Annotated in this window: 13 protein-coding genes; 9 read left to right on the top strand and 4 right to left on the bottom strand. The window is 44.8% G+C overall.

Features of this window, described 5'->3' with window-relative positions; genetic code table 11:
- Nucleotides 1–6: 6 nt before the first annotated feature.
- From lpxA to Q335_RS0107435, 5 genes are all read left to right on the top strand, one after another.
- Nucleotides 7–810, top strand: a complete 804-nt coding sequence (gene lpxA / locus Q335_RS0107415) for an acyl-ACP--UDP-N-acetylglucosamine O-acyltransferase (RefSeq protein WP_028358076.1) — start codon at nt 7–9, stop codon at nt 808–810.
- A gap of 10 nt (nt 811–820) precedes the next feature.
- Nucleotides 821–1993: a lipid-A-disaccharide synthase gene (gene lpxB / locus Q335_RS0107420; protein ID WP_038369657.1), complete on the top strand. Its 1173-nt coding sequence runs from the start codon at nt 821–823 to the stop codon at nt 1991–1993.
- A gap of 6 nt (nt 1994–1999) precedes the next feature.
- Nucleotides 2000–2644, top strand: coding sequence for a ribonuclease HII (gene rnhB, locus Q335_RS0107425; protein ID WP_084493585.1), 645 nt, complete (start codon nt 2000–2002; stop codon nt 2642–2644).
- 220 nt (nt 2645–2864) lie between these two features.
- Nucleotides 2865–3938: a fatty acid desaturase gene (locus Q335_RS0107430; protein ID WP_028358079.1), complete on the top strand. Its 1074-nt coding sequence runs from the start codon at nt 2865–2867 to the stop codon at nt 3936–3938.
- A gap of 67 nt (nt 3939–4005) precedes the next feature.
- Nucleotides 4006–4797 carry a TrmH family RNA methyltransferase gene (locus Q335_RS0107435; RefSeq protein ID WP_028358080.1) on the top strand — a complete coding sequence of 264 codons (792 nt, stop codon included), beginning with the start codon at nt 4006–4008 and terminating at the stop codon, nt 4795–4797.
- Nucleotides 4798–4841: 44 nt separating this feature from the next.
- On the opposite strand, the gene ppsR is transcribed toward Q335_RS0107435, so the two are convergent.
- Nucleotides 4842–5672: a posphoenolpyruvate synthetase regulatory kinase/phosphorylase PpsR gene (gene ppsR / locus Q335_RS0107440; RefSeq protein ID WP_028358081.1), complete on the bottom strand. Its 831-nt coding sequence runs from the start codon at nt 5670–5672 to the stop codon at nt 4842–4844.
- Nucleotides 5673–6035: 363 nt separating this feature from the next.
- Between ppsR and ppsA the strand changes: the two genes are divergently transcribed.
- On the top strand, nt 6036–8411 hold the full coding sequence (gene ppsA / locus Q335_RS0107445) for a phosphoenolpyruvate synthase (protein WP_028358082.1): 2376 nt from the start codon (nt 6036–6038) through the stop codon (nt 8409–8411).
- Between the two features lie 162 nt (nt 8412–8573).
- On the opposite strand, the gene Q335_RS10170 is transcribed toward ppsA, so the two are convergent.
- Both Q335_RS10170 and smpB read right to left on the bottom strand, forming a co-directional pair.
- On the bottom strand, nt 8574–8732 hold the full coding sequence (locus Q335_RS10170) for a DUF1328 domain-containing protein (protein ID WP_028358083.1): 159 nt from the start codon (nt 8730–8732) through the stop codon (nt 8574–8576).
- A 168-nt stretch (nt 8733–8900) separates the two neighbouring features.
- Nucleotides 8901–9356: an SsrA-binding protein SmpB gene (gene smpB / locus Q335_RS0107455; RefSeq protein ID WP_028358084.1), complete on the bottom strand. Its 456-nt coding sequence runs from the start codon at nt 9354–9356 to the stop codon at nt 8901–8903.
- A 303-nt stretch (nt 9357–9659) separates the two neighbouring features.
- Here smpB and Q335_RS0107460 point away from each other — a divergent pair, with 303 nt between their 5' ends.
- From Q335_RS0107460 to Q335_RS09715, 3 genes are read left to right on the top strand one after another with little or no spacing between them, the layout of a single operon-like run.
- Complete coding sequence (locus tag Q335_RS0107460; protein WP_028358085.1) at nt 9660–10097, top strand: type II toxin-antitoxin system RatA family toxin; 438 nt, start codon at nt 9660–9662, stop codon at nt 10095–10097.
- Nucleotides 10097–10468: an RnfH family protein gene (locus Q335_RS0107465; protein ID WP_038369660.1), complete on the top strand. Its 372-nt coding sequence runs from the start codon at nt 10097–10099 to the stop codon at nt 10466–10468. Before Q335_RS0107460 ends, Q335_RS0107465 begins: the two co-directional genes overlap by 1 nt.
- Complete coding sequence (locus Q335_RS09715) at nt 10468–11556, top strand: enoyl-CoA hydratase/isomerase family protein (protein WP_051532390.1); 1089 nt, start codon at nt 10468–10470, stop codon at nt 11554–11556. Before Q335_RS0107465 ends, Q335_RS09715 begins: the two co-directional genes overlap by 1 nt.
- A 41-nt stretch (nt 11557–11597) precedes the next feature.
- Here the strand turns inward: Q335_RS09715 and ygfZ are convergent, their stop codons facing one another.
- Nucleotides 11598–12575 (bottom strand): CAF17-like 4Fe-4S cluster assembly/insertion protein YgfZ, encoded by a 978-nt coding sequence (gene ygfZ, locus Q335_RS0107475; protein WP_051532391.1) that lies wholly within the window; start codon nt 12573–12575, stop codon nt 11598–11600.
- Nucleotides 12576–12669 lie beyond the last annotated feature (94 nt).

The raw sequence follows: 12669 nt of genomic DNA on the forward strand, positions 1-12669 counted from the left end.
GTCCACATGCAAAACATTCATGAAACGGCCATAATTCACGAGGGAGCCAAGCTACACCCATCTGTTAAGGTGGGCGCTTATTCAATTATTTATCCCGATGTGACGATTGATGAAGGCACCGTGGTCGGCGAGCATTGTGTCATTAGTGGCATTACTAGCATTGGCAAAAATAATATTTTTTATCGTTGTTGCTCTATTGGTGGTCAACCCCAAGACAAAAAATACAATAACGAACCCACTGAGTTGCGTATTGGTAATAACAATATGTTTCGTGAGTTTGTCACTGTTAACACCGGCACAGTCCAGGACTTAGGTTATACCCAAGTGGGTGACTACAATTGGATTATGGCGTATACACATATCGCTCATGATTGTGTCGTCGGTAACCAAACCGTGATTGCCAATAGTGTGCAAATGGCCGGTCACGTACACATTGATGACTGGGCCATTATCGGTGGTAATTCCTCAGTGCATCAATTTTGTCATATTGGTAAACATTGTATGGTAGGTGGTATGAGCGGCGTGCGCCAAAGCATTCCACCGTATGTGATTGGTTCTGGCTTTCCATTTAAGCCACGTGGCGTTAATCTCGAGGGTATTCGCCGTCGTGGCTTTACCCCTGAGCAAATGAGTGTCGTCAAAGAGGGTTACAAGCTGATTTACCTTCGTAAACTTGGCATCGACGAGGCGCTTACCGAACTTAAACAAGCGTTGAGCCAAAAGCAGGACACTGATCAGGCGGCTATTTTGCAGGATTATATTGATTTCTTTACGATTAATCCTGATCACCGCGGATTAAGCCGATCCTAGGCTGGGTGGCATGAATAAGCATTTAATTTCTTTGGTCGCTGGCGAACCCTCCGGCGACCTGATCGCCGCCCAGATTGTTAAAGGTATCCATCAGGCCAAGCCCGAGGCTAACTTCTTTGGGATTGGTGGTCCGGCCTTACAAGCTCAAGGCATGCATCTTAATTACCCGATGGATGCCTTATCCGTATTTGGGTATGTTGACGCCCTTAAATCCTTGCCTAAACTGATTCAGGTTTATAGTGGCATCAAAAAACAAATCATTAAGCAGCAACCAGGGGTATTTATTGGGGTTGATGCCCCCGATTTTAATCTACGCTTAGAGCATAGTCTCAAACAAAAAGGCATCAAGACCGTGCATTTTGTGAGTCCCTCTATCTGGGCTTGGCGCTATGAGCGTATCCACAAGATCCGCCAAGCGGTCGATCATATGCTGGTGTTGTTTCCGTTTGAGGTCGACATTTACCAAAAAGAGGGCATTCCCGTCACTTTTGTGGGGCATCCTTTAGCCAACAAAATTCCTTTTGAACCGGATCAACAAGAGGCCAGACAGCGATTAAAACTACCGACAGATGCCAAAATTCTCGCCATCTTACCGGGTAGTCGTACCTCTGAAATCAAACATTTAGCCCCGGTTTTTTTACAAACTGCCCAAAAACTCCAAGCCCAAGAGCCTGATCTGCATTTTATAGTGCCCTTGGTTAACCAAGCTCGCAAACAACAGTTTCTGGAGATCGCGGCGAACTGCAAACTCAAGCATTTGCATTTATTTGATACACCGAGCGTCGATCAGCCCGTCTCGTGGGATGTCATGCAAGCGTGTGATGCAGCTTTGTTATCGAGTGGCACGGCGACACTAGAAATGGCTTTGTTCAAAAAACCAATGGTGATCGCTTATATTCTGACGCCATTAATGCTCAAGATCATGACCTGGAAAGCGGGCCAAGATAGACCATCTGTGCCCTGGATTGGTTTACCTAATATCTTATTGCAAGAATTTGCTGTGCCTGAGTATTTACAAGAAGATGTAGAGCCCGAAGGATTAAGCCAGGCCTGCCTCAAAGCACTAGAAGATGAGGCTTACCGTCAAACATTGATGCAGAAATTCCAAGCACTACATCAGACCTTAGCGCTTGACACGGGCCGGATAGCCGCCCAAAAAATAATCGAAGTGATTGAATCCTAAACGATTATGCCGGTACCCCCCTTATTGAATCGCCAAGCATTGGTTCAGCAATGGCCTTTATTTGCACCACTAGAAAATGCCTTAATCGCCGGCATTGATGAAGCGGGTAGGGGGCCACTTGCTGGTGATGTCTTTGCGGCCGCCGTAGTGTTGCCTTTACACCACGATTTACAAGGCTTAAATGATTCTAAAAAACTTTCTGAAAAAAAGCGTGTGCAACTGGCCCAACAAATCAAAGAACAGGCCTTAGCTTGGCATATTGCCACGGCAAGTGTCCAAGAAATCGACGAACTGAATATCTTGCAGGCCGCACTGCTGGCGATGACACGAGCTTGGCAGGGGCTAACGATTAAAGGCGATATCGTGGTGGTTGACGGTAATCAATTACCGCGGGGTATCTTGTCGACAGGTCAAACATGCTATAATTTGGTTAATGGTGATAGCCGTTTAGCAGAGATTGCCGCCGCTTCTATTCTTGCCAAAACAGCGAGAGATGAGCAGATGCAAGCGTTGCATTTACAATATCCCGAGTACGGTTTTGATCGTCACAAAGGCTACGGCACTAAACAACACTTACAAAATCTGCAGTTACACGGTCCTTGTATTATTCACCGTAAGAGCTTTGCGCCCGTCAAGAAATACAGTAAGTAGCGCGAGCTCAGAGGGAAACCCTTTCAATTTTAGTGTTTTATTTTCTGTTTTTCTTAGTTTGCCTTAAAATTTATTTTAAGAATCCCTTTTATTTAAGTAGATTGATCCCATTTAGTCCTTAATTAATATTATAATATCGCGTTTAAATTCAATTGCTTAGTTAGCATTTATCTAAAGAACTGCTCGTCAGTCTAATTAATTACAGAGAGTTTTATTATCTATGTCTGACCAACATGCTCCAATACCCCCTAACGCAGAGCTTCCTCATCGGAAAGTAATTCGTAGTTGGCTTGTTTCTCATTCACAAAAAAGCACCGCTAGAGCATTGTTTTTATTGGTGTTTGATTTTATTTTGTACTTTGCTTTACTCGCAGGGACGATTTTTTTCCATGCGTGGTGGCTCAAATTAATCTGCTCACTTGTATGTGGCTTTGTAATTGGTCGTATCTTTATTATTGGCCATGATGCCTGCCATCAGAGCCTTACACCAAATCGTAAACTCAATAAATGGTTAGGTCGTATTGCCTTTTTACCTTCCGTATCGCCATATAGTTTATGGGATGTGGGTCATAACGTCGTGCATCACGGTTACACCAATCTCAAAGGCATGGACTTTGTATGGTGCCCACACACCAAGGAAGAATACCAAGCAATGAGCAAATCGCGCCGCCTGATGGAGCGTATTTATCGTAGCGGCTGGGCGCCTGGCTTGTACTACTTAATCGAGATTTGGTGGCATCGCATGATGTTCCCTAGCAAAGCCTATATGGGTACGCAACGTAAAGTCTTCTTTTGGGACGGCTTGTTGTGCTCCGTTTACGGTATTTTGTGGGCGCTTATCGTCGTCGGCTTTGCGATTGGTACGGGTCAAAGCATACTTTTGCTATTGTTGTTCTCATGGCTCATCCCTTTATTCTTCTGGTTCTCTATGATCGGTTGGGTAGTGTATGTACAGCATACACACACCTCCATTATTTGGCATGACGACAAAGTCGCTTGGGCTAAAGCTCAACCCTTTGTCTCTACCACCGTGCACTTATTGTTTAACTTCAACTTTGGTGCGGTCTTACATCACATCATGGAGCACACAGCGCATCACGTCGATATGAGTATTCCTTTGTATCGCCTCAAACAAGCGCAAGCTCGCCTCGAAGAGATGTTGCCTGAGCGTATCGTGATCCAAAAATTCAGCTGGCGCTGGTATTTCCGTACCGCTCGTGCTTGCAAACTCTATGATTTCAAAAACAAACGTTGGTTAAACTTCAAAGGCGAGGCCACGGCGCCAGCCCTCTAAAACATTAACCATCTATAGACAGCCGTTTTAACTGCTCGCTAGCAATTAGAACGGCTTTTTTTATCTCATGAAACTTATCCAATCACGGCAGAATGCTCAGCTCAAACAATGGTGGCGAATCGCCCAAGGCAAGGATAAAACCTCGTGCTTGCTAGAGGGCATTCATTTGTGTCAGGCCTATGTACAACACTACGGTCAGCCGCAGTGGCTTTTATTGAATCAAGCTCACTACCACGAAACTCAGATCGCGCAATTAATTCAGCAATTGCAAGCCTTGCAAATGTCCGAGCAACAGATGGTGTTGTTACCAGAACCTTTGTTTAAGCAACTCTGTACCGTTCCGAGTCCGCAAGGCATAGCTTTTGTGATTGCCACGCCACAGATATCGCTACACCCAGATATAAACGAGACCTGCCTCCTTTTGGATCGCATACAAGACCCTGGTAATTTGGGCACTATCTTGCGCACGGCCGCGGCAGTCGATATTAAGCATGTGCTGCTCTCCAAAGGTACGGTCAATGCCTGGTCGGCGAAGGTCCTCAGAAGTGCGCAAGGGGCGCATTTTGTACTTAATATTTATAGTCAGATTGATTTAGTCGCCTGGTGCCAAAATAGTCAACTTGCGATCTATGCGAGTACTCTAGATCAAGACTCGGTAGACTTATACAAGGCCAAGCTCGCGCATCCTTGTGCCTGGTTATTTGGCAATGAAGGGCAGGGTTTAGATCCTCACTTGCAAACCTTAGCGCAACAAAAAGTCTTCATACCACAAAGTCGTCAAGTAGAATCGCTAAATGTCGCCATTGCTAGTGCTGTCATTCTCTTTGAGCAACGTCGCCAACAATTATTAACCCAGTAAACACTAAAAAAGCGTTCCTGAGAACGCTTAATGTCTATGACGACTTAATAGCTGACGCGATCAATTTTGAGAATTTGCAATACCGTCGTGGAGATTTCTTCAATGGATTTAGTCGTCGTTGATAACCACTGAATACCTTCACGACGCATTAATCTCTCGGCCTCGGCGACCTCATAGTAGCATTGCTGCAAAGACGCATATTTACTGTTGGGGCGGCGCTCTTCTCGAATTTCATGTAAGCGATTGGGTTGAATCGTCAGACCAAAGAGCTTGTTCTTGAACGGTACGAGATTGGTCGGCAAAACACCACGCTCAAAATCTTCTGGAATCAGAGGAAAGTTAGCCGCCCGCACCCCATATTGCATGGCAAGGTACAAGCTGGTCGGGGTCTTACCACAGCGTGAGATGCCACAGAAAATCACATCGGCTTCTTTGAGGCCATGAACAAATTGGCCATCATCATGCGCCAAACTAAAATTAATCGCCTCAATCCGATTGCGATAGGCCTCAGAACCAGCATTAATGCGTGAGCGACCAATGGCTGGATCGGATTTGACCTCGAGAATATCTTCGAGCTGTTTGACACAGACGCCAAAAATATCCATAAAATTACAATCCGTGCCACGGATAATATTGACCACATCCTCTTGGACAACTGTACTAAAGACAATGGGTTTGTGTTTCGATGTGGCGGCGGCTTCATTGATGCGTTTAGCAATCTCAAGCGCTTTGGGAGCGGAGCTGACAAAAGGAGCACGCTCCTGGTTGAAACTAAATTTATGAGTAAATTGCGATAGCACCGAATGACTGAAGGTTTCTGCGGTAATCCCTGTGCCGTCAGAGACGATAAAGACTTTAATATTTTCTAGTTCCATAGCGTACGTTGTAGTAAATCGGATGAATGAATATCTGTGGTTTTATATAGCGCTGATCGGTGCTAAAATCACTGCTTAATTTTACTGAGTTATCCCCTGGTTGTTAAGTCCATTTTACAGGGCTTTTGGCCATTTCGATACTGGCTTTAACTTAGGCGTTTAATAGTGTAACGTTTGTAAGAATTCTGATATTTATCACGACAGTTTAATATATCAGTGCTAGTATTAACGGTTAGTACCTATATCACTGATGAGTGAGTTGTTTTGTAAGGAAAACCTAATTCATAAAGGCCTATTTACTGAGAGTTTAGTGATGTAAATTTTCAATAAATAAGCTTTTTTTCTTTGTATAAGGTGACTTTAATGTCTTATGTTATTCCGTTTGAACACCTTCGTATGACCGATGTCGAGGTTGTCGGTGGTAAAAATGCATCTTTGGGCGAAATGATTAGTCAGCTCGCCGAAGCCGGTGTGCGCGTGCCTGGTGGTTTTGCGACCACGGCTGAAGCCTTCCGTGACTTCTTAAGCGTTTCTGGCCTTGATCGTAAGATCGAAGAGCGTTTGCAATCGCTCAATCCAGAAGACGTAAGTGCCCTGGCCGCTGCTGGTACCGACATTCGTCAATGGATTATTGAGCAACCCTTACCCCAAAAACTCGAGCAAGCGATTCGCGATGAATTTGCGAAACTAGACGCGGATGGTAAGGGCTGTTTTGCTGTGCGTTCTTCAGCCACCGCCGAGGATTTACCCGATGCCTCTTTTGCGGGGCAGCAAGAAACCTACCTAAACGTGGAAGGTATTGATGATGTCATCAAAAAAATCCATCTGGTATTTGCGTCTTTGTACAACGATCGGGCGATCTCTTATCGTGTCCACAAAGGCTTTGCGCATTCAGATGTCGCCTTGTCTGCAGGTATTCAACGCATGGTGCGCTCTGACAAAGGCAGTGCGGGTGTGATGTTTACCATCGATACTGAGTCTGGTCACGACCAAGTCATCTTTATTACCTCTTCATATGGACTAGGTGAAACTGTCGTTCAAGGGGCTGTCAATCCCGATGAATTCTATGTGTATAAACCAGCCTTAGCCAACGGCAAATACCCGATCATTAGCCGTCGTATGGGCTCCAAAGCCATCAAAATGGAATTCAACGAAGGTCGTAAAGCGGGTGAAGAATCTGTTCGTACCGTAGAAGTCAATGATAGCGATCGTCATCGTTTCTCATTGACCGATGATGAAGTCATCGAACTAGCCAAATATGCAAGCATCATCGAGAAACACTACCAACGTCCAATGGACGTTGAGTGGGGCCGTGATGGTATCGACGGCAAGTTGTACATTTTGCAAGCGCGTCCAGAAACTGTGAAATCGCAACAAGCGAGCAGTGACACGCAAACGCGCTACAAACTTAAAGCGACTGGTAAAGTCTTGGTCACCGGTCGCGCCATTGGCCAAAAAATTGGTAGTGGTAAAGTCCGCATTGTGCACGACAGCTCAGAAATGGACCAAGTTCAAGCCGGTGATATTCTTGTGACTGATATGACCGATCCTAACTGGGAACCGGTCATGAAACGCGCTTCTGCCGTAGTCACCAATCGTGGCGGTCGGACATGTCACGCGGCCATTATCGCACGTGAGTTGGGGATTCCTGCCGTCGTGGGTTGCGGTGATGCCACCGAAGTCTTGCAAGAAGGTCATGAAGTGACCGTGTCTTGCGCCGAGGGTGACGAAGGTCGTATTTATGATGGCTTAATCGAGACCGAAGTCGAAGAGGTCAAACGTGGTCAATTACCACAAATTGACGTCAAAATTATGATGAACGTCGGTAATCCACAATTAGCATTTGACTTTAGCCATATTCCTAACAGCGGTGTCGGCTTGGCACGTTTAGAGTTTATTATTAATAATATTATCAGTGTTCACCCTAAGGCCGTACTAGATTATCCACATCTCGATGCTGAACTCAAACATGCCGTAGAATCTGCAGCGCGCGGCTATGCCAGCCCACGTGAATTCTTCGTTAAGAAACTAGCCGAAGGTGTGGCTACGATTGCTGCCGCTTTTTATCCAAAACCAGTCATTGTTCGTTTATCCGACTTTAAATCTAATGAATATCGTAAGTTAGTCGGCGGTTCTCGTTATGAGCCTAGTGAAGAAAATCCTATGCTTGGCTTCCGCGGTGCCTCTCGCTTTATTGCCGAGGACTATAAAGAATGCTTCAAAATGGAATGTGAAGCTCTTAAACTCGTACGCGATGAAATGGGTCTAGACAATGTCGAAATCATGGTGCCGTTTGTTCGTACCGTACGTCAAGCCGAAGCTGTCATCGACTTAATGGCACAAAACGGTCTGAAACGTGGTGAAAACGGCTTGCGCGTCATTATGATGTGCGAATTGCCAACGAATGCGATCTTGGCTGAGCAATTCCTCGAACACTTTGACGGTTTCTCTATTGGTTCTAACGATATGACTCAATTGACCTTGGGTCTGGATCGTGACTCTGGTATGGAATTATTGTCTGCGGACTTTGATGAGCGCGACGATGCTGTTTTATTTATGCTGGAACGTGCGATTAGTGCTTGCCTCAAAGCCAATAAATATGTTGGTATTTGCGGTCAAGGCCCTAGTGATCATCCTGATTTGGCCATGTGGCTCAAACAAAAAGGCATTACGTCTATGTCTTTAAATCCAGATACCGTCGTCAATACCTGGCAACGTATCGCCGCTGAGCAAAAGTAATCTTATAAGTGATTGCTTGAGCTTTTTGAGCCTTGTCTGACAGCTTAAGACCATGATCTTAAACTGTCAGATCCGCCTAAAATCATATACTCAGCAAAAAAATCCCCCATCGGCTTGGCCCATGGGGGATTTGTTATGAAGAGTAGGGAAGAATTGAACGATCTAGCGTCGGCGTCCAAAAATAAATGAAATTACTGAAACAATTAAGAAAATGACAAAAAGGACCCAAGCAATGTCTTTTGCCATACCGGCAGTGCCTGAGAAACCAAAAATACCCGCAATAATGGCAATAATTAAAAAGATAACCGAATAACGTAGCATGATGAGCTCCTAACTAGAAGTATAAATATCTAAAATAGACAATCTCATTTTACATAATTACCTTGGACATACAACAGATTATTTATGTTAACCCTATGTGTGCCTTACCGCTAAGTATGCCTTATGTGTTGTAAAAAAGTCACTTATCAATGAAGTGGGTGCTAGGGGCTAACGATTGCGTAAATCGTGTTTCATCATGCGTTGTTTTTCGCGTTGCCAATCTCTGTCTTTTAGTGTCGCGCGTTTGTCATGTGTTTTTTTGCCCTTGCCAAGACCAATATCCATTTTGATTTTGCCATGCTTATAGTGCAGGTTCAGTGGTACAAGGGTGTATCCTCGAATATCAACCTTACCCATCAGACGGTTGATTTCTTGACGGTGCAGCAGTAGTTTACGAGTACGTGTTGCATTAGGATGAATATGGGTAGAGGCTGTCTCTAGGGGGCTAATATGCATATTAATCACATACAACTGCGCGTCGCGCACAATCACATAGCTCTCGCTCATTTGTACGCGAGCCGCACGAATTGCCTTAACTTCCCAACCCTCTAGCACTAAGCCAGCTTCGTATTGGTCTTCAATAAAATAGTCATGCCGTGACTTACGGTTTTCTGCAATAGCCATAGAACGATTTGATAGAGCACTCCACGCTGCTTGTCTGCGGCTCACCCGCTACTGAATTTACGGGCTCCTTTAATCCTTAAACCCCTTAAATCCCCTTAAATCCCCTAAATCCCTTAAAACTTATAATCTCTTATAATTTTTTACGAATTTAATATTTACAAATTCAATTTTTTGTAAATGCAGCGCGTAGGCTTTTGTGTAAATAGTCTATTATACAATAGGAGTGTAGATCCAGTGAAGACGGAACAGTGACTAGACTAGCCACTCTATAGCGTCTTTAAACTTATATAAGTGATTGATTTTATGCATAATGTACAGCGCTCAGTGCTCGTTCCCTATAGTTGCGAACAAATGTTCAATTTGGTCGCCGACATCAAAAGTTATCCGCAGTTTATGCCTTGGTGTGGCGGTGCCGACATCCTCGAGGAATTTGAAAATGGTGTGGTGGCATCGGTGACGATTAGTATTGCTAGAATCAATCAAAGTTTTACCACAAGAAATACCCATGATTTTCCTCATAGTATTCAAATGGACTTAGTGAATGGTCCTTTCTCTCATCTCAAGGGCTTATGGCGATTTATTGAACTCGCCGAAGATGCCTGTAAAGTGGAGTTTTCTTTAGACTATTCGTTTAATAGTCGGCCCCTAGAATTCCTAGTCGGTCCCGTATTCAATAAAATCGCCAATAGCTTTATCGATTCCTTTAATAAACGTGCAGAACAAATCTACGGTGAAAAATAATGCGTGTTTACGTGTATTATGCCGCTAAACCCAACCATATTTGGCACCGCGCTTTAGAATTAGAGTCTGGAAGTACCTTGCAACAGGCATTGCAGCGCAGTCGTGTACTGGCTTTACATCCAGAATTACTCAGGCATAGTTATGGCACGGGAGTGTTTGGTAAGATCAAGCCATTAGATTATGTGCTGCAAGAGGGCGATCGTATCGAGCTTTATCGACCGCTGCGTTTTGATCCGATGGAATCACGACGCCGTCGTGCTGAACATCGACAAGCAGGGATCCTCAAGAAAAAACACCTCAAACCCGATCGATCAAAGCACAAGGACTTTATCGAATATAAGAACTCGCAAAAAATAAGGGGGACCTTGTAATGTCAGGAGTGACTTTCTCTACTATCGATTGTGGTCAGCAGTTGCAATTAGGCCTAGCCACCCTAAATCGACCTCAGGTCTTAAATAGCTTAAGTTATGAAATGGCACAAGCGCTTAAGCAACAACTACTGAGCTGGCAACAGGATCCTAGTATTGTTGCTGTGATACTCACCGCCAATGGCCAGAAAGCTTTTTGTGCAGGTGGCGATTTGCATGGCTTATACCAACATACCGAGCAAGACATCACGCAAAATATCGAATTTATTAGTGATTATTTTGCCGTTGAATATAGCTTAGATGAGTTAATCCATCACTACACTAAACCCATATTAGGCTTTGCACCAGGCATTGTGATGGGCGGTGGTTTAGGGCTCTTGATGGGGTGTAGTCATCGAGTGATTACCCCAGATGCCAGAGTCGCCATGCCGGAAGTCACGATTGGTCTATTTCCAGATGTTGGGGCTAGTTGGTTCTTACAACGCGTTCCAGGACAAGGGGGTAAGTTTTTAGCGGCCACAGGCGCGATTGTCAATGCTGATGATGCATTGTTTGCCGGTTTTGCCGACTATGTGATGGCTACAGAGCAGTGGCCACAGATTCTTGAACAATTAGCGAAATTACCTTGGCAAGCCAGTCACCATCGCTCTGCAAACCACGACCTTGTACATGAATTCCTCAGTGCGCAACAAAATTACGAGCAAGGTGTGGGCCCTTTACAAAAACACTTAGCACAGATTAATCGTTTGTGTGCTTATCAGGACTTCAAAACGGTATATCAACAAATCGCTACACTTGCCTCTAGTGAGGATAGTTGGCTACAAAAAGCCGCCTCCACCATGCTTAAGGGCGCGCCTCTGACGGTTGCCGTCGGTTTAACACTGCAATATAAGGCACGCTTTATGTCTTTAGCCGAGGTGTTTGCTATGGAGCATATCACTGTACTCAATAGCTGCTTTAGTGGCGAGGTGCGTGAAGGGATTCGCGCCTTACTCATCGATAAAGACAAAAATCCTCAGTGGCAGTACCAAAGTATCGATGATGTCGATGCTGACTATGTCGATCGCTTCACTAAAGAACAACTCTTCTAAAATCCATCTAAAAACGCTGCGGGTATGCAGCGTTTTTGAGATTAAACTTCTGGCTTTTCTAGAGAATAGGGTGGACGCTGCCATTCGATGGCTGGGCCATCGGCAGCCCCTAATTTGAGATTTGCTGTTTCGAGGGCATCAAGTCGGATTTCGAACAGCGTAATGGTTTGTTCGGACTCAGCGAGTTGAGCAATATTGATGATTTCGCCGCAAGGGTCATTGGTATTGGCCGTAAAGATATCATTGCTAGCAGGCGCTTCTAGGCCAGGACTGACACCAATGATGGCACGGCGTTTAAGATTACCCTTGTAATGACTGCGAGCCACGACTTCTTGACCCGGGTAGCACCCTTTACGGAAATTTACCGCTCCTAACGCATCATAATTGAGGCTCTGCACCAAAAATTTCTCAGTATTGCTTTGCTTAATCCAAGCAATGCCGCTGAAGATCTGTACAGCATTCCAATATTGACTAAATTGTTGCGCGTCCTCAGTGAGGGGGACACCAAGCTGCTGAGCGACGGCCGCACTTTGTTCAGCCCCGGTATTAGCGCTGTCAATCAGCACATAAGCCTTGGTATCCTCTAGTGCGCTGACTTGAATCAGTTGATGTTGGTCTAGGACTTGTATATTGTGCTCTGAATTGAGTGTCTCTGCAGCAGCAAGCGGTGCATGACTGATCACGCCAAAGACCGGGCTTTGTAATTGTGTAAAGACCACCTTGGCTCGTAACACATACATGCGTAAGCGTTTGAGGACGGCTTGGACAATATCTGCCTGCATCAATAAATAATAGCTAGGCTCTGGGGTGGCGACCTTCCAGACTAAAAAATTAGCCAGTACTCGGCCTTTAGGATTACACCAGGCCGCTACCAAGGCACGGTTTTCGGTGCATTTTTTGAGGTCTTGGGTGAATTGACCTTGTAAGAAATCAAATACATCGGCACCACTGGCTTGTAACACTGTAAAGTCTTTGAGCTCACCGGCACAAGTCGGTAATGTTTGGGCGATGTGGGTCATAAATTCTATCCTTAAAGGGTTCTTATCAAGTCATTATAAATATTGTGTAAAGAGTCGGCAAACTGCTTTTAAGTACTGTAAAATCTTTGCAAGC

The organism is Brackiella oedipodis DSM 13743 (assembly GCF_000621025.1).
GTDB lineage: Bacteria > Pseudomonadota > Gammaproteobacteria > Burkholderiales > Burkholderiaceae_B > Oligella > Oligella oedipodis.

Excerpts from the sequence above, each read along its gene's own strand:
- lpxA (WP_028358076.1), top strand. The coding sequence starts at position 7 with ATGCAAAACATTCATGAAACGGCCATAATTCACGAGGGAGCCAAGCTA.
- lpxB (WP_038369657.1), top strand. The coding sequence starts at position 821 with ATGAATAAGCATTTAATTTCTTTGGTCGCTGGCGAACCCTCCGGCGAC.
- rnhB (WP_084493585.1), top strand. The coding sequence starts at position 2,000 with ATGCCGGTACCCCCCTTATTGAATCGCCAAGCATTGGTTCAGCAATGG.
- Q335_RS0107430 (WP_028358079.1), top strand. The coding sequence starts at position 2,865 with ATGTCTGACCAACATGCTCCAATACCCCCTAACGCAGAGCTTCCTCAT.
- Q335_RS0107435 (WP_028358080.1), top strand. The coding sequence starts at position 4,006 with ATGAAACTTATCCAATCACGGCAGAATGCTCAGCTCAAACAATGGTGG.
- ppsR (WP_028358081.1), bottom strand. The coding sequence starts at position 5,672 with ATGGAACTAGAAAATATTAAAGTCTTTATCGTCTCTGACGGCACAGGG.
- ppsA (WP_028358082.1), top strand. The coding sequence starts at position 6,036 with ATGTCTTATGTTATTCCGTTTGAACACCTTCGTATGACCGATGTCGAG.
- Q335_RS10170 (WP_028358083.1), bottom strand. The coding sequence starts at position 8,732 with ATGCTACGTTATTCGGTTATCTTTTTAATTATTGCCATTATTGCGGGT.
- smpB (WP_028358084.1), bottom strand. The coding sequence starts at position 9,356 with ATGGCTATTGCAGAAAACCGTAAGTCACGGCATGACTATTTTATTGAA.
- Q335_RS0107460 (WP_028358085.1), top strand. The coding sequence starts at position 9,660 with ATGCATAATGTACAGCGCTCAGTGCTCGTTCCCTATAGTTGCGAACAA.
- Q335_RS0107465 (WP_038369660.1), top strand. The coding sequence starts at position 10,097 with ATGCGTGTTTACGTGTATTATGCCGCTAAACCCAACCATATTTGGCAC.
- Q335_RS09715 (WP_051532390.1), top strand. The coding sequence starts at position 10,468 with ATGTCAGGAGTGACTTTCTCTACTATCGATTGTGGTCAGCAGTTGCAA.
- ygfZ (WP_051532391.1), bottom strand. The coding sequence starts at position 12,575 with ATGACCCACATCGCCCAAACATTACCGACTTGTGCCGGTGAGCTCAAA.